12 protein-coding genes are annotated in these 17,321 nt (G+C 63.5%); 9 read left to right on the forward strand and 3 right to left on the reverse strand.

Annotated elements, in window-relative coordinates; genetic code table 11:
• The first annotated feature begins 172 nt into the window (after positions 1 to 172).
• The 5 genes from recF to MAE01_RS07945 all read left to right on the forward strand — a co-directional run bounded on the left by recF (position 173) and on the right by MAE01_RS07945 (position 7,012).
• Positions 173 to 1,348, forward strand: a complete 1,176-nt coding sequence (gene recF / locus MAE01_RS07925; protein WP_147039024.1) for a DNA replication/repair protein RecF — start codon at positions 173 to 175, stop codon at positions 1,346 to 1,348.
• The gene (locus MAE01_RS07930; protein WP_147039025.1) at positions 1,345 to 1,830 is read left to right on the forward strand and encodes a DciA family protein; all 486 of its coding nucleotides are present in this window, start codon (positions 1,345 to 1,347) and stop codon (positions 1,828 to 1,830) included. Before recF ends, MAE01_RS07930 begins: the two co-directional genes overlap by 4 nt.
• Before the next feature lie 119 nt (positions 1,831 to 1,949).
• Positions 1,950 to 3,995, forward strand: coding sequence for a DNA topoisomerase (ATP-hydrolyzing) subunit B (gene gyrB / locus MAE01_RS07935; RefSeq protein WP_186806168.1), 2,046 nt, complete (start codon positions 1,950 to 1,952; stop codon positions 3,993 to 3,995).
• Positions 3,996 to 4,049: 54 nt separating this feature from the next.
• On the forward strand, positions 4,050 to 6,611 hold the full coding sequence (gene gyrA / locus MAE01_RS07940; protein ID WP_147039026.1) for a DNA gyrase subunit A: 2,562 nt from the start codon (positions 4,050 to 4,052) through the stop codon (positions 6,609 to 6,611).
• On the forward strand, positions 6,608 to 7,012 hold the full coding sequence (locus MAE01_RS07945; RefSeq protein WP_147039027.1) for a DUF3566 domain-containing protein: 405 nt from the start codon (positions 6,608 to 6,610) through the stop codon (positions 7,010 to 7,012). Before gyrA ends, MAE01_RS07945 begins: the two co-directional genes overlap by 4 nt.
• 7 nt (positions 7,013 to 7,019) lie before the next feature.
• Here the strand turns inward: MAE01_RS07945 and MAE01_RS07950 are convergent, their stop codons facing one another.
• Complete coding sequence (locus MAE01_RS07950) at positions 7,020 to 7,511, reverse strand: HtaA domain-containing protein (protein ID WP_186806169.1); 492 nt, start codon at positions 7,509 to 7,511, stop codon at positions 7,020 to 7,022.
• Positions 7,512 to 7,528: 17 nt separating this feature from the next.
• Positions 7,529 to 8,485 carry a LysR family transcriptional regulator gene (locus MAE01_RS07955; RefSeq protein WP_147039029.1) on the reverse strand — a complete coding sequence of 319 codons (957 nt, stop codon included), beginning with the start codon at positions 8,483 to 8,485 and terminating at the stop codon, positions 7,529 to 7,531.
• A gap of 107 nt (positions 8,486 to 8,592) precedes the next feature.
• Between MAE01_RS07955 and MAE01_RS07960 the strand changes: the two genes are divergently transcribed.
• Positions 8,593 to 11,643, forward strand: a complete 3,051-nt coding sequence (locus MAE01_RS07960; RefSeq protein WP_147039030.1) for a cytochrome P450 — start codon at positions 8,593 to 8,595, stop codon at positions 11,641 to 11,643.
• 15 nt (positions 11,644 to 11,658) lie between these two features.
• On the opposite strand, the gene MAE01_RS07965 is transcribed toward MAE01_RS07960, so the two are convergent.
• Positions 11,659 to 13,119 (reverse strand): MFS transporter, encoded by a 1,461-nt coding sequence (locus MAE01_RS07965; protein WP_147039031.1) that lies wholly within the window; start codon positions 13,117 to 13,119, stop codon positions 11,659 to 11,661.
• A gap of 145 nt (positions 13,120 to 13,264) precedes the next feature.
• On the opposite strand from MAE01_RS07965, the gene MAE01_RS07970 reads away from it, so the two are divergent.
• The 3 genes from MAE01_RS07970 to MAE01_RS07980 all read left to right on the forward strand — a co-directional run bounded on the left by MAE01_RS07970 (position 13,265) and on the right by MAE01_RS07980 (position 17,314).
• A complete protein-coding gene (locus tag MAE01_RS07970; RefSeq protein ID WP_147039032.1) occupies positions 13,265 to 14,815 on the forward strand; it encodes an ABC transporter substrate-binding protein in 1,551 nt (516 codons plus the stop codon).
• 72 nt (positions 14,816 to 14,887) lie between these two features.
• On the forward strand, positions 14,888 to 15,790 hold the full coding sequence (locus MAE01_RS07975; protein WP_147039033.1) for an NAD(P)-dependent oxidoreductase: 903 nt from the start codon (positions 14,888 to 14,890) through the stop codon (positions 15,788 to 15,790).
• A gap of 42 nt (positions 15,791 to 15,832) precedes the next feature.
• Positions 15,833 to 17,314 (forward strand): aldehyde dehydrogenase family protein, encoded by a 1,482-nt coding sequence (locus MAE01_RS07980; protein WP_147039034.1) that lies wholly within the window; start codon positions 15,833 to 15,835, stop codon positions 17,312 to 17,314.
• Positions 17,315 to 17,321: the final 7 nt, after the last annotated feature.

Below are 17,321 nucleotides of genomic sequence, written 5' to 3' on the forward strand. Positions count from 1 at the left end.
CGCCAAACACCGCGCGAGTTTCCAAGCGAAGCGATGGATGCCGTCGACGGGCTGGCACCGGGTCTGGCGGGAGCACGGCCGAAGGCCGAGCGAGGGCATGTCCCGACGACGGCATCCATCGCGTAGCGATACCGTCGCCGTCACTGTCCCCACCCCGAAGTAGGCTGAAGTCGTGATTGTGGAGCACCTGAACCTGGTCGACTTCCGCAACTACGCGACCGCCGATCTCAGTCTCCTTCCCGGCCCGAACGTGCTCGTCGGGCGCAACGGTCAGGGAAAGACGAACCTCGCCGAAGCCGTCGTCTTCCTCGCGACGCTCGGATCGCACCGGGTGTCGTCGGATGCGCCGATGGTCCGCGACGGCAAGGAGTTCGCCGTCATCCGCGCCAGACTCTCGGTCGGCGAGCGACGCGTGCTCACCGAGGTGCAGATCAACCGGCAGGGTTCGAACAAGGCGCGCATCAACGGCTCCCCGTCCAAGACGAGCGAGCTCCCCCGGTACGCGCACGTCGTGCTCTTCGCCCCCGAAGACCTCCAGATCGTGCGCGGCGACCCGTCTTCGCGTAGAAGATTCGCAGATCAGCTGCTGATTCAGCGCACACCGCGAATGGCGGCGGTCCTCGGCGACTACGACCGCGTGCTGAAGCAGCGCACAGCTCTGCTGAAATCGGCCCGTGCCCGCGGCATCCGCGGAGAAGCGCTGACGACCCTCGAGGTCTGGGACGACAAGCTCGTGGCACTCGGCTCCGAGATCATCGACGCCCGCCTCCGCCTGGCATCCGCGTTGCAGCATCCGCTGGCATCCGCCTACACGGCGATCGCCGGCGCCGATCACAGTCCTGAGCTCGAATGGGCGCTGTCGGTCAAGGGCGGAGATCCCGAAGAGGGCGAGGTCGGCGCCGATGACAGTCGCGGGGGCCTTGCCGACATGTTCCGCGCCGCACTGCAGGCCAAGCGCACCCAGGAGCTCGACCGCGGACTCACGCTCGTCGGTCCGCACCGCGACGATCTGCTGCTGCGCGTGCGCGATCTCCCGGTGAAGGGGTACGCCTCCCACGGCGAATCCTGGTCGGTCGCACTCGCCCTGCGTCTGGCTTCCGCTGAACTGCTGCGCGCGGAGTCCCCAGCCGGCGACCCGGTACTGATCCTCGACGACGTTTTCGCCGAACTCGATGCCGATCGCCGTCAGCGACTGGCAACCCTGACCTCCGGGTACGAGCAGGTCATCGTCACGGCCGCTGTCGAAGAGGACATCCCCGAGCCCCTCCACCGGCACGTCGTCAGGATCCACGCGGGTACGATCAGCGACGAGCGCGACACCGACGACGAGGGGAAGGCCGCCGAATGACAGACGCCGACACCCCCGAGACCGTCGCCACCTACCTGCGCCTGCGCGGTCTGAAGCCCAGTTCCAAGAGCTGGAAGCGCAAGCGCCGCATCCAGGACGATGACGACAACGCACCGTTCACTCCTGGGCGCGACCCCGGGGCCCTCGGCGCCGTCCTCGACAAGCTCAGCCGCGAATCCGGCTGGGAGATCACCCTCGCCCGTGAAGATCTCGTGCGGCAGTGGGCGGATCTCGCCGGGCACGACACCGCGAAGCACTCCGAACCGGTCTCGCTGGAGAACGGGATGCTGACCGTGAAATGCGATTCGACGGCATGGGCGAAGAACCTGCAGTTCATGCGCGCGACCATCCTCACCGAGATCGGCAGACGCTATCCGCAGGCGGGTGTGGACAACCTCCGCTTCATCGGCCCGGACGTCCCTTCTTGGAAATGGGGGCCCAGAGCCGTCCCAGGGCGGGGTCCGCGCGATACCTACGGGTAGGACACCATCGAGGGGGTCCGGATCGATTTCAGGGCCACACACGGCCGTTCAGCGAGGTAAAGGGGCCTCGATGAGGGTAGACTGGGTATTCGAGATATCGATGTGGAGAATGCCCTCTGATGACGCCTGAAAATCCTGCTGACGAGCCTGAATCCACGCCCGGGATCACTCCCGCGAAGAAGCAGTCCGGCGACTACGGCGCCGACCAGATCCAGATCCTCGAAGGCCTCGAGGCAGTGCGCAAGCGCCCGGGTATGTACATCGGTTCCACCGGACCCCGCGGCCTCCACCACCTGGTCTACGAGATCGTCGACAACTCGGTCGACGAGGCGCTCGCGGGCCACGCAGACACCATCGTCGTGACGCTGCTCGCCGACGGCGGCGTGCGCGTCGTCGACAACGGCCGCGGCATCCCGACCGACCCGCACTCGTCCGACCCCAACAAGTCGACGGTCGAGGTCGTGCTGACGATCCTGCACGCCGGCGGAAAGTTCGGCGGCGGCGCCTATGCGGTCTCCGGCGGTCTGCACGGCGTGGGTTCGTCCGTCGTGAACGCGCTGTCCACCCGCTTCGACGTCACGGTCAAGCAGAAGGGCTTCGCCTGGCACCACAGCTTCGCGAACGGCGGCACGCCGCAGCAGAAGCTCGAGAAGGGCGAGCCGACCGACGAGACCGGCACCGACATCACCTTCTGGCCGGACCCCGAGATCTTCACCGAGTCCGTCGAGTTCGAGTACGACGTTCTCCGCACCCGGTTCCAGCAGATGGCCTTCCTCAACAAGGGTCTGCGCATCGAGCTGCGCGACGAGCGCGAGGGCGCGACCTACGAGATCGAAGAAGAGGGCACGACCGTCACGAAGCAGCGTGCCGACGTGTTCCTCTACGAGCGCGGTCTCGTCGACTACGTCGAGTACCTCAACAAGGTGCGTCACGCCGAGGTCGTCACCGAGGAGATCATCGACTTCGAGGCTGAAGACGTCGAGCGCAAGATCTCGCTCGAGATCGCGATGCAGTGGACGACCGGCTACTCCGAGAACGTCTACACCTACGCGAACACGATCAACACCCACGAGGGTGGCACGCACGAAGAGGGCTTCCGCGCGGCGCTGACGACACTCGTCAACAAGTACGCCCGCGCGAACAACCTCCTCAAGGAGAAGGACGACAACCTCTCCGGCGACGACGTCCGCGAGGGACTCACGGCCGTCATCTCCATCAAGCTGGGCGAACCGCAGTTCGAGGGTCAGACGAAGACCAAGCTCGGCAACACCGAGGCGAAGGCGTTCGTGCAGAAGGTCGTCGGCGATCAGCTCGGCGACTGGTTCGAGCGCAACCCCACGCAGGCGAAGAACGTCATCCGCAAGGCAATCGACGCGGCCACCGCGCGGCTCGCAGCCCGCAAGGCCCGCGAGACCGCCCGCCGCAAGAGCGTCTTCGAGTCGGCGGCGATGCCCGACAAGCTCAAGGACTGCACCAGCAAGGACCCGTCGATCAGCGAGATCTTCCTCGTCGAGGGTGACTCGGCCGGCGGCTCGGCGGTGCAGGGTCGCGACCCGCACACCCAGGCGATCCTCGCGCTGCGCGGCAAGATCCTCAACGTCGAGCGTGCACGCCTCGACAAGGCACTGGCCAACAAAGAGGTCCAGGCGATGATCCAGGCCTTCGGCACCGGCATCGGCGAGGACTTCGACATCGAGAAGGCCCGCTACCACAAGATCGTTCTGATGGCGGATGCCGACGTCGACGGCCAGCACATCACCACGCTGCTGCTGACGCTGCTGTTCCGCTACATGCGCGGGCTGATCGAGGCCGGATTCGTCTACCTCGCCATGCCGCCGCTGTACCGCCTGAAGTGGTCGAACCAGCCCCACGAGTACGTGTACTCGGACGCCGAGCGCGACGCACTGATGGCGCACGGCCTCGCCAACGGCAAGCGCCTCCCGAAGGACTCCGGCGTGCAGCGCTACAAGGGTCTCGGCGAGATGAACGCCAAGGAGCTGTGGGAGACCACGATGGACCACACCACGCGCACCCTGCGTCAGGTCACCATCGAGGACGCCGCCAGCGCGGACGAGATCTTCAGCGTCCTGATGGGCGAGGACGTCGAGTCCCGCCGCGGTTTCATCCAGCGCAACGCGAAGGATGTCCGCTTCCTCGACATCTGACGCCTCGACATCGACGAGCGCGCCGAGACGACACGCAGACACTGAAAGAAACACATGACTGACGAAGAACGCCCCGAGCCGGTTCACGAACACGGCAAGATCGACCAGGTCGACCTGCAGTCGGAGATGCAGCGCAGCTATCTCGACTACGCCATGGCCGTCATCGTCGGCCGTGCGCTGCCCGACGTCCGGGACGGCCTCAAGCCCGTGCACCGCCGTGTCATCTACGGCATGTACGACGGCGGCTTCCGCCCCGACAAGTCGTTCTCGAAGTGCGCGCGCGTCGTCGGCGAGGTCATGGGTCAGTACCACCCGCACGGCGACTCGGCGATCTACGACGCCCTCGTCCGTCTCGTGCAGCCGTGGTCGCTGCGCTACCCGCTCGCTCTCGGGCAGGGCAACTTCGGCTCCCCCGGCAACATGGGTGCCGCCGCCCCGAGGTACACCGAGACCAAAATGGCTCCGCTCGCGCTCGAGATGGTGCGCGACATCGAAGAGGAGACCGTCGACTTCCAGGACAACTACGACGGGCAGACCCAGGAGCCGGTGGTCCTCCCCGCCCGCTTCCCGAACCTGCTCGTCAACGGTTCTGTCGGCATCGCGGTCGGCATGGCGACCAACATCCCGCCGCACAACCTGCGTGAGGTGGCGGATGCCGCGCTCTGGGCGCTCGACAACCCCGAGCTTCCGCGTGAACAGCTCCTCGACGGCCTCATCAAGCGGATTCCCGGCCCCGACTTCCCGACCGGGGCACAGGTCCTGGGCACCAAGGGCATCCAGGAGGCGTACCGCACCGGTCGCGGATCGATCACGATGCGCGCGGTCGTCAACGTCGAGGAGATCCAGGGACGCAACTGCCTGGTGATCACCGAGCTGCCGTACCAGGTCAACCCCGACAACCTCGCGGTGAAGATCGGCGACCTGGCCCGCGACGGCAAGATCACCGGCATCGCCGACATCCGCGACGAGACCAGCGACCGCACCGGTCAGCGGATCGTCGTCGTCCTCAAGCGGGATGCCGTCGCCAAGGTCGTGCTGAACAACCTGTACAAGCACACCCAGCTGCAGGACAACTTCGGCGCGAACATGCTCGCGATCGTCGACGGCGTGCCGCGCACGCTGGCCCTGGACGGATTCATCAGCAACTGGATCACGCACCAGATCGACGTGATCGTGCGCCGGACGATCTTCCGGCTGCGCAAGGCCGAGGAGCGCATGCACATCCTGCGCGCGTACCTCAAGGCACTGGATGCGCTGGACGAGGTCATCGCGCTGATCCGCCGCTCGCCTACTCCTCAGGAGGCGAACGAGGGTCTGCAGCGACTGCTCGACATCGACGAGGTGCAGGCGGACGCGATCCTGCAGATGCAGCTGCGCCGCCTGGCAGCGCTGGAACGTCAGAAGATCGTCGACGAGGCCACCGAGCTCGAGGCGAAGATCGCCGACTTCAAGGACATCCTGGCGAAGGAGTCGCGCCAGCGCGACCTCATCCGCGAAGAGCTCACCGAGATCGTCGAGCGCTTCGGCGACGATCGCCGCACGCACATCCTGCACGGCTTCGACGGCGACGTGTCGATGGAAGACCTCATCGCGCAGGAGGACATGGTCGTCACCGTCACCCGCGACGGTTACATCAAGCGCACCCGCAGCGACAACTACCGGTCGCAGCACCGCGGTGGGAAGGGCATCAAGGGCGCGCAGCTGCGCGCTGATGACATCGTCGAGCACTTCTTCGTCACGACCACCCACCACTGGCTGCTCGTCTTCACCGACAAGGGCCGGGTGTACCGGACCAAGACGTACGAGGTGCCGGAGGCCGGTCGCGACGCGAAGGGCACGCACGTCGCGAACCTGCTCGCACTGCAGCCGGACGAGGGCATCGCCCAGATCCTCGCGATGCGCGACTACGACGTCGCCGACTACCTCGTGCTCGCCACGCGTGACGGCCTGGTGAAGAAGACCCGCCTGACCGAGTACGACACCAACCGCCAGGGCGGCGTCATCGCCATCCGCCTCCGCGAGGACGACGAGCTCGTCAGCGCGATGATCGTCAACGCCAGCGACGACATCCTGCTCGTCTCCCGCAAGGGAATGTCGGTGCGCTTCCAGGCCACCGACGAGGCACTGCGCCCGATGGGCCGCGCAACCGCCGGCGTCACCGGAATGAAGTTCAAGGGCGAAGACCGCCTGCTGTCGGCATCCGTCGCCGCACCCGGCGAGTTCGTGTTCACCGTCACCGACGGAGGGTACGCGAAGCGCACTGCGGTCGAGGAATACCGCGTGCAGAACCGCGGTGGATTCGGCATCAAGGTCGCCAAGCTCAACGACGATCGGGGCGTCCTCGCGGGCGGTCTGATCGTGAGCGAGGACGACGAGGTCTTGGTGGTTCTCTCCAGCGGCAAAGTGGTACGCTCTGCCGTGGCCGAGGTGCCCGCGAAGGGCCGAGACACCATGGGAGTGGTGTTCGCCCGGACGTCCGAGAAGGACCGGATCCTCGCGATCGCCCGCAACGAAGAGCGGGGCCTCGAAGAAGACGAGGCGGCGGCGGAATCCAGCGCCCCCGAGGCAGCCACGGCCCCTGATTCGAACCCTGAAGCTGAGGAAACAGACGCATGAGCACAGTAGCCGACAAGCTGGCGAAGAAGTCCACGCGCAAGACCGGCGGCAAGCAGGTCCGTCTGCGCCTGGTCTATGTCGACTTCTGGTCGGCCGTGAAGCTCTCCTTCCTTGGTGCCGTCGCACTCGCGATCGTGACCATGGTGTCGTTCTTCCTGGTCTACCTCGTGCTGCAGGCCACCGGCCTGATCGCGGGCGCCGCCGACTTCGTCGGACAGATCACTGACAACGCCGTGGACCTGCAGGCCCTGCTGGGCCTGCCCCAGGTGATGGCCTTCGCGGCGGTGGTGTCGATCCTGAACCTCATCGTGGTCACCGTGCTCGGCGCCGTCGTGGCCGGCATCTACAACCTCGCCGTGAAGGTGACCGGCGGTCTGCTCGTCGGCTTCATGTCGAACTAGCGAACTGTCAGCGAGTTTCCGGTAGCGGGAGTGTGACGCGCATCTCGTCGAAGACGTCGTTCGTTTCATAGACCTCGCCGAAAACCGCGGTGCCGGATTCGGTCAGCTTCGGCTGTCGGATCACGAGCTGCTGATACGTGCTGTTGCGAGAAACTTCAACGCCATCGTGTTGGACTATGAGTGACAAGCGGTCGCCGAAATCTCCGTCGGCGACCGTCAACTCGACGCTACCGGCGCTCATATGCAACCACGGATCGCTGATGCAGACGTAGAGCATTCCCATGTGTCCGCCAAACTCGACCCGCCCGCGAAACTGAACCACGCCTGTGTGACTCGCCAGGTCAAACCGGCTGATGTCAGCAAGTGAGAACTGGAACTCGCCGGTGGTCGATTCGTCTGCGCTGTCGGAGAGCTTCCGTGTGCCGTCGCGCAACGCAGTGACATAGTCGATGAGCGATTTTTTGATCCCCCAGCGCAGGTGAAACGCGGGCGCCTGCATTCGCGACCCGTGCGTCATCATTCGCTCTCCAACGTCGAAGCATCAGCAAGAGTCGGCCACGCGACACGCTTGGCGAAGTCGATCAGCGCACGCACGCGTTGTGGCGGTTCGAGCTCGACGGACCAGATCACATCAACGGCGACCGGTTCCACGGGAGGGGAGATGTTCTTCATGATTACGGGCAGCCCTTCATAGCTTGCGGGGTTCACCGGGCGGTGCATGAGTATGCCGTATCCGAGCCCACGGCCGACGAGTGTGCGCACTGCTTCGTAGCTTGCGGTGCGGTGACGTACTCGTGGCGCTATTCCGCGTGAGGTGAACAGATTTAGGGTGTTCTCACTTGAGGGCGGGATGTCGAGCAGGATCAGATCGTCATTGATCATCTCCTCCAGTCGGATCGATTCACGATGGGCAAGTGGGTGATCGGCAGCCAGAAGAATGTGTTGCGGTAGCGCGTACAGATGCTCGCGAAACGGATGCCCGGGAACAAGCGCGTCGTAGATGAAGGCGGCATCGATCTCCCCTGCCGCGAGACGCTCGTCGAGTCGTTCGTGGGTGATCTCGAGAATCACCAGGTCGATCTTGGGATGGCGCTCCTCAAATCCGCGCAGCAGGTGGGGCAAGACAGTCGGCACCAGGGTCGGATAGCAGCCGATCGTGATCGGGCCGACCAATTCGCCCGGTTCCGCCTTTATCGCCATCCGCAGTTCACGAGCGCTGCGCAGCAGATGGCGAGCGTCGGCGACGATGCGTTCCCCGGCAGAGGTGAGTGTGAGACCGTGGGCCTTGCGCCGCACGGCGAGCTTGACGTCAAGGCTGCGTTCCAATTCGGTGATCGCATCTGAGAGCGCAGAAGAGGACACGTGCAGATGTCGGGATGCCGATGCGATCGTTCCCGCGTCGGCAGCGGCGATCAGATAAGACAGTTGGCGCAGCGTGAACTCCGGTACGACGTCCTCGTGAAAATTCGGAATAACCGTTGTCCTTCCACTAACTTGTGAACTTTTGCCAGCTTAGGATCTGGCGCAGAGTGGAGCAAGGCCCTTACGTCATGGGGCTGTTCGCACAAAGGAGTCGAATCATGATCGATGCACGCGTTGAGAGCGCCGGTACTCCCGCCCCGGTCGCGGACTGGGTCACAATCGCTGATCTCTATCGGGATCCGTTTCCGATCTACGACCGACTACGCGCCGAAGGCGGCGTGCACTGGGTGCCCGCGGTGGGGCGCTACTTGATCACCTCTTACGACGCGGTGCACACGACGGAGTTCGACCAGGAGACCTTCTCTGCCAATGAAGAGGGCTCTCTGCAGATCCGGGCGATGGGTCATTCGATGCTGCGCCGCGATGATCCGGAACACTACGCCGAGCGAAAGGCGTGGCAACCGGTTCTGCGCCCCGGCGTGGTCAAGCGGACCTGGACCTCAGTTTTTCAACGCAACGCGAATCGCTATCTCGATGAGCTCATCGAGAAGGGACCGGGCGCCGATCTCATCTGGGACTTCGCCGCCCCGTACGCCGCGGAGAACCTCCGCGAGATCCTCGGTTTTCACAACGCCACACAACAGGATCTGCAGCGCTGGTCGCAGACGATGATCTCGGCGACGGGTAATTATGCTGACGACCCCGATGTCTGGGCAGAGGGAAAAAGATCATTCGACGAAGTCGACACCGCGCTCGATGAGATGCTCAAGTGGCATCTCGCCCATCCTGACCATTCGCTCATCTCAACCCTGCTGCGTATCCCGGATTACCAGATGCCGATCGAGAAGATTCGAGCGAACATCAAGATGACCATCGGCGGAGGGCTGAATGAGCCCAGGGATGCGCTTGGCGTTGCCGCCTGGGCCCTGCTGGAACACCCTGAACAGCGTCGTTCCGTGGAGCAGGACCCATCGTTGTGGCCAACGGTCTTCGATGAGGCCATCCGTTGGATCGCTCCCATCGGTCTATATTCACGACAGGTGACCAGAGACACCGTGCTTGCCGGTCGCGAGTTGCCTGCCGGCGCGAAGCTGGGGATCTGTATTCTTTCGGCCAACCGCGATGAGAATGTTTGGGCGGATGCGGCAGCGTTCGACCTACGTCGTGAAGTGAAGCCGCATCTTTCCTTCAGTAAGGGCGTGCACGTGTGTCTGGGTGCCTGGGTGGCCAAGGCGGAAGTCGCCACCGTGGGTCTTCCCGCACTGTTCAGCCGCTTGCGTGGTCTTGATCTGATACCGCAGCGACCGGCAGAGATCGGCGGATGGGTGTTCCGCGGAATGCTGAGCATGCCGATCACCTGGTCGGAGGCAGAGACAGCCCACGACGGATCCGAGGTCTTGTCGAGAGTTTCAGGCGCGGCTACCGTCTTGTCGGGGGCCGGGGAATCGACGAGCCCCGCACCGACAGTAGCGATCGTCGGTGCGGGGCCGGCCGGTTGCTTCACCGCTCAGGCAGTGCGCCGACTCATGCCCGATGCGCAGATCGATGTCTTCGACAGGTTGCCGGTGCCCTACGGCCTTGTGCGATTCGGTGTTGCTGCTGACCATCAGGGCACGAAGTCGGTCACTCGGCAGTTCGATCGACTGTTCACCCGTGAGAATGTGCGATTCCATGGGAATGTCACTATCGGCACAGACCTTGAACTGGACGTGCTTCGCGAAACGCATGATGCGGTGGTCCTGTCGACGGGACTTCGCGAAGATGCGGAGTTGAGCATTCCGGGCGCGGCGGCTGCGGGGCTGATGGGAGCGGGACGAGTTACGCGTGTCCTCAACGGACATCCGGATGAGACTGATGAGGTGCGATCGTTGGGTGCAGATGTGGTCGTCGTTGGCCACGGCAACGTCGCAGTCGATGTGGTTCGCCTCCTCGTTGCCGACCACAACGCGTTCGACGGCAGCGACATCGACGATGCTGTGCGCGAGCGGATGGTGAAGGATCTGCGTGTCGTGCATATTGTGGGCAGGTCGTCGCCCGCGTCGGCGAAGTTCGACCCGGTGATGGTCCGAGAGCTCGCGGCCCTTTCGGGCGTTGAGCACGTCGTGCATGGGCTCGAAGATCTAGAGACCCCCGCGGGCAAGGATGCCCGCGTAGACGCGATTCGTGACCTCGGAGCGCGTGCGGAACCTGAACCGCGGGTCCGGGTGCGGTGGTGGTTCGGGTTGACTCCGGCTGCCGTGCGGGAGGAGGGCGGGTCTGTGCAGTCGGTGCAGTTCTCCAACCGGTCAGGTCAGAGCGTGACACTTCGAGCGGACAGCGTAATCACCGCGGTGGGTTTCACGGCAGGCGATGACACTCCGGTGGCGGCAGGTGCACACGACGATGGTCGGATCATGCCGGGCCTTTACGCCGCGGGTTGGTTGCGCAGAGGACCACGGGGAACGATTCCTGATCAGCGCAACGACGCACGCGAGCTTGCCCGGCTGCTGCTGGACGACATCACCAGCGGTGCCGTGACCATGAACCGACCAGGACGCGACGCTTTGCCGAGCGTGCCCGGTGTTGTCGATTTCGACGGCTGGCGCCGCATTGATCTGCGCGAGACGATGGGAGCGGCACCGGGGCGAGTGCGTGCCAAGTTGCGCACGCACTCGGAGCTTCTGGTGACAGCCGCAGACCTCACCCTCGTGCTCAACGATTCTGTATCCGACATCGATCTCACGTCGTCGGTGTTGGCCGTGCCCATCACGATCGCCTACGGCACCGAGTCGGGAGGTGCCGAGCTCGTCGCCGAAGACCTGGGTCGCCGTTTCGGAGAGCGGGCGGATGTCAAGATCGCGGATCTGGCGGAGATCGGTCCTGAAGACATCGACAGTTCGCGGATGCTGGTCGTTGTGTGCTCGACCTATGGCGACGGCGAGTTGCCCACCGGAGTGCGGCCTCTGCTCGATGCACTGCGCACCGAGCGACCGAACCTGAATGCGCTCACCTTCGCTGTATTTGGCATGGGAGATCGCAGCTACGCCAAGACGTACTCGCGCGGCAGCGAGTTGTTGGCGGAGGCTCTGTCAGATCTCGGAGCGATGCGCGTCGGTGAATACGGGCGTCATGATGCGGGTGGTGCGATCGATGCGGTTGAGGCCGCTGCCGAATGGATCGAGGGGGTCGTGGCTGAGCTGGCCACACGTACCCAGGCTCTCACCCGCTAGTCGCAGCACGCGTGCTCACTCTTGCGGGTCTCCTCGTCGCTGACGCAGATCTACGATCGCAACGCACAACGCCGTACACAATCCGGCGATGGCGACCATGAGCGCGCCGACGAATGCGTCGTCGTAGCGCTGTTCGCGATCCGAGGATCTCGCGTCGTGCAGGATTGCGAAGTAGATTGACGTTGCCAGGGCGACGCCGACAGCGTTTCCGATGCGCTGGCCGACCTGGGTTACGGATCCAGCTACGCCTGCCTGGTTGATGGGAACGTCGCTGAGGGTGAGAGTGAGATTGGGCGCGATCACCAATCCACTGCCGATTCCCGAGATGAAGAGTGTGGCACCTAATCCCCAGGGAATGGTGTCGGTGGGAAGGAAACTCACAGCCACAATCGATGACACGAATCCGACGCCGACGACGCAGAGCCCGAAGACCACCACTGCTCGGCCGTACGCGGCAACCAGGCGCCCGCTCACCCAGGCGGTAACGGTAGCGGATGCGGCAAAAGGTACTGCCACGATTCCTGCCCAAAGAGCCGTCAGCCCCAAGCCATCCTGCAGATAGAGCATGGCCAGCAGGAAGACGGCGGGCAGAACGGCCAGATATGAGGTCGCCACGAGCAGGCCGTTGCGAAATCCCGTGCTTCGAAACAGTTCAAGATCGACGGCGGGTGATCGTCCTGCGCTCTTGTAATGTCGTTCCCAGAGCACGAAGGCTACGCCAGCGATAGCGGCGAGACCGAGCCACATCCAGCGCCACGGATTGTCGCTGGATGCACCTGTCGTCTGGACCAGTGGCAGCATCAGGGCGAGTGTGCTGATGGCGAGCAGGGTGATGCCGGTGATGTCGAGGCTGACGGGAAGGCGTTGCAGTCGGTCGCTGCGCGGCAGCAGTCGCAGCGCCAGCAGTATCGCAACTGCTCCCACAGGAACGTTCATCCAGAACAGTAGGCGCCAGCCATCGGTGGGCGTTCCAACCTCGACGAGAAGCCCGCCCAGCGCCGGGCCTGCCGCAGTGGCGATACCGGTCATCGCGCCAAAAATGCCGAGCGCTTTACCCCGTTCGGTGCCCTGGAACTGGTGCTGGATGATACCGAGCACCTGTGGAGGAAGGAGTCCCCCGGCGAAGCCCTGTAGAACCCGCGCGAGCACGAGCATTTGCGCATCCGAGGCGAGGGCGCAGAAGATGCTGGTTGCGGTGAACGCGGCAAGTCCGATGACGAACATCAGCTTGCGGGAATGGATGTCTCCCAGACGCCCGGCCGGTACGAGAGCGAGACCGTACGCGAGTGCATACGCGGCGACGATCAGCTGCAGCGCGGCGGCATCGGCATCGAGTGAATGCTCGATTGAAGGCAGCCCCACGTTCACTTTCGACAGATCGAGAACTGTCAGAATCGCGGCAGCGACGCACACCGCGAAGATCCGCCACCGTCCATCATCCGGGCGATCTGGTCGGCCATCTCGAGAGCTGTGCACGTGCAACACTCTAATAGTTAGAAAACTAGCTGTTGTCCAAATCGAGTGTTCGGACGACGTGTTCGATTCGTGTTTGACATGCGGTCCGAAACGTAGTTAGTTAGAAGTCTAAGCGATCACGCAGAGCTGCGATGAAGCTGCGCGAATGGAGAAGTCAGTGAAGACTAAGTATGCAAAAGTCGCCGCCGTCGCCACGGCTGCAGTAGTCAGCCTCGTCATCTCGGGCTGCTCGCCGAGTTCCGGGGGTTCACCGGGAGACGAGACCGCGCCCACCGAGCTGATCTACGGTCTCCAGCAGTCACCCGTCGGCGGTTTCGACCCGGGTAACTGGGCGTACACCACATACGCTCCGATCGAACAGGCCGCATACGAAACTCTCCTTCATGCGAACACCGACGGTGGTTTCGACCCCGCACTCGCCACCGAGTGGGGATGGGAGAGTCCTGAGCTGTTCACCCTTTCGCTGCGCGAGGGTGCCACCTTCACCGACGGCGAGGTGTTCGACGCCGAGGCTGTCAAGACAAACCTCGAGCATTACAAGGTGGCGCAGGGTCGTTCGGCGGCGCAGCTTCAGCCGATCGAATCCGTCGAAGTTGTCGGCGAGTACGAGATCGCCATCCACCTGGCTGAACCGCAGCCGGATATGCCGCTCATTCTGTCGCAGAACATGGGGATGATGATCAGTCCCGCTGCCATCGCATCTCCGGATCAGCTCCTCACCGAACCTGTGGGAGCGGGCCCGTACATCCTCGATGCTGCAAGGTCAGTGACAGACGATACGTACACGTTCACCAAGAACCCGCACTACTGGAATGCAGACGCGATCGAGTTCGACACGATGGTGTTCAAGATCTTCTCGGACGGTCAGGCGGCTTTCAACGCTCTGCAGTCCGGTCAGGTGGATCTGACTTTCGGCACCTCGGAGAACCTCGAAGCGGCCACTGGGACCGGGCTCAGCATCGATGAGGCACCGGGAACGCTCGTGAACATCCAGATCGTGGATATGGCCGGAGACGAAGTTCCGGCACTCGGCGATGTGCGTGTGCGCCAGGCCCTGAACTACGCGATTGACCGCGACGCGATCGTCGAGAGCCTGCAGCCGGGACGCGCGACGCCGCAGGTATGGCACTCCGCGGGTGAGGCGTACGATCCGTCGCTGGAGGACTATTACCCCTATGACCCCGAAGAGGCCAAGCGGCTGTTGAAAGAGGCCGGGTATGAAGATGGATTCACCTTCAAGATGAACAACCACCCGCTCATGCAAACCGTAGCGCAGGCCATTGCCGGCTACCTGGCTGATGTGGGTGTGACGCTGGAGATCATCGTGCAGCCAACGGTGGCTGAGTTCGTGTCAGATGGGATCGCAGGGACATACCCGACGATCCTCGCACCGAACGTTTCGCAGAGTGCGTCGATCGATATCCAGAACCTCCTGCTTCCCGATGGCGGAAAGAACTCGCGCGGCAGTGAGGACCCCGAGATCACGCGTCTCTATGACGTAGCCGCCTCGATGTCGCCGGAAGATCGTGCGAGCGAATATCACAAGATCGCTCAGATCGTCCTTGATGACGCCTGGTTCGTCGGTATCGCCCAGGCCACGAGCTACACCTTCTACAACGGCGACGAGGTCGAGGGATTGCAGACTCCGGTCGGTCACATCATCCCGATGATCTACGGCCTCGGGCCGGTCAATTAATCTCCGCCCGAGAACAGATTCGAATCAGCGGTCACGCTGGTTGCACCGTTCAGAACGAGAAAGAGGATTGAAATGAGAATTGCGTGGATCGGACTCGGCAACATGGGCAGCCCCATGTCGGCCAACTTGGCCGCCGCCGGTCATGAGGTCGTCGGGTTCGACGTCAGCGAGGCGGCGATGAGCGCTGCCGCGGAGAGAGGTGTGGCTCGCACCGCTTCGGTGGCGGATGCTGTTCGCGACGCCGACATCATCTTCACGATGCTGCCCAACGGCAAGCTCGTGCTCGACGTTGCCGATGGTCCGGAGGGTGTGCTTGCCAACGCTGGCAAGGATGCGATCTTCATCGACAGCTCCACAATCGATGTCGAAACCACCACCCGGCTCAGCGATCTGAGCAAGGATCGAGGTTTGCGATTCGTCGACGCGCCTGTCTCCGGCGGCGTCCCCGGCGCGGTCGCCGGAAGCCTGACTTTCATGATCGGCGGAGCGGAGGAAGATATCGCGAGCATTCGCCCCATCATCGAAGTGCTGGCAGGGCGCATCTTCCACATCGGCCCCGTGGGCCAGGGGCAGGCGGCGAAGATCGTCAACAACACCATCGCCGGCATGAATCTCGCCGCCATGTGCGAGGGCGCGGTGCTCGCCGAGCGTCTGGGAATCAACGCCAAAACGTTCCACGATCTGGCCACCGTCTCCACTGGCGACAGCTGGGCACTTCGGATGACGTATCCGATCGCCGGTGTCGTTGAAGGCGCTGCCGTGAACAACGACTTCAAGCCGGGTTTCGCCGCGAGCCTTATGGCGAAAGACGTCGGCCTCGGTGTGACGGCGGCAAGCGCCGTCGGGCTCGATGTTCCATTGGCTGAAGTCGCACTTGCCCAGCTGAATGAACTGCTCACTCGCGGAATGGGGCATCTGGACTGCTCTGCACTCGTCAAAGTCGTCGAAGGAAGCATTGACGCCGAATCTGCGTGACCCACTCCCCAACTTCCCCCTTATTGAAAAGGAGATCCACTTATGAGCCATGCACCTTTGCCCTTTGAGGGCACTGTCCCTGACATCCCCTTCCTGATCGGCGGTTCGCGTACCGGCAGTGACTCGGACGAGTGGATCGAAGTGCACAGCCCTGGCCATAAGGGAACTGTGCTCGCGCGTGTTCCACGAGGCAATGCCGTTGACGCTGACCGTGCGGTTGCCGCCGCGCGTGCGGCATTCCCCGAGTGGAGCGGTCGTCACTTCAACGATCGTTCCCGCCCGCTGCTGGCCATTGCGGACGCACTGCAGGCTGCGGCTGAGGAGCTGGCCGTGCTCGTGTCGTGGGAGACCGGAAATGCACTGCGCACCCAGTCTCGCGGTGAAGCGATGGCGCTGGCGGCGATCACCCGCTATTACGCCGGTGTCGCCGGTGAATTCAAGGGGTTGACCCTTCCTGCAGGTGCCGGTCAGCTCAGCTACACCCAGCGCGAGCCGCTCGGTGTGGTGGCCGCGATCATTCCGTGGAACTCGCCGCTGATCATCGCGATCGTCAAGATCGTCTCGGCAATCGTGGCGGGCAACACCCTCGTGCTCAAGACGGCCGAGGATGCACCGCTTGCTGTGTTGCGTCTTGGTGAGATCGTCGCTGAGCACCTGCCTGCCGGAGTGGTCAACGTCGTCAGCGGCTACGGCGCCGAGATCGGTGAGGCACTCGTGCAGCACCCGGGTGTGGCGAAGGTGTCGTTCACAGGGTCCTCGGCTGTCGGTACGCACATTGCGGAAGCGGCCGGAAGTCGCCTGGCGCACTACTCGCTTGAGCTCGGCGGCAAGAGCCCGAACATTGTCTTCCCGGATGCCGTGAACGATGAGACTCTCAACGGCATCCTCGGAGCGATGCGCTTCACCCGTCAGGGCCAGAGCTGCACTGCGGGTTCGCGACTCCTTGTGCACGAGTCTGTGTACGACGATGTAATGAACGGACTCGTCGACAGGGTGAGCGCACTGAAGGTCGGCGATCCTCTCGATGAGGCGACGGACATGGGCGCGATCATCAATAAGAAGCAGTTCGATCGCGTTCTCTCCTATATGGATGAGGGCAACGCGCAGAAGGGCATCCAAGTGCCGCTGCGCGGTGAGGCGGTTTCGCCGGGAGGGCAGGAGGGCTTCTACCTCTCCCCGACGATCTTCGGCGCAGTCGACAACTCTTGGCGCATCGCGCAGGAGGAGATCTTCGGCCCTGTGCTGGTGGCTATTCCGTGGAAGGACCGCGAGGATGCGATCAGACTTGCCAACGAAACTCACTACGGACTCGCCGCCTACATTTGGACGCAGAACCTGGATGACGCAGTTCAGACAGCCAACCGTATCGATGCGGGATGGATCCAGGTCAATCAGGGTGGTGGCCAGATGCTCGGCCAGACCTATGGCGGATACAAGAACAGCGGCATCGGCCGGGAGAACTCGCTTGAGGGCACTATCGAAGCGTTCACTCAGGTGAAGCAGATCAACATCAAGCTCGGTTGATCGAGCT

Origin of the sequence: Microbacterium aerolatum (assembly GCF_007988825.1) — a bacterium.
Lineage (GTDB): Bacteria > Actinomycetota > Actinomycetes > Actinomycetales > Microbacteriaceae > Microbacterium > Microbacterium aerolatum.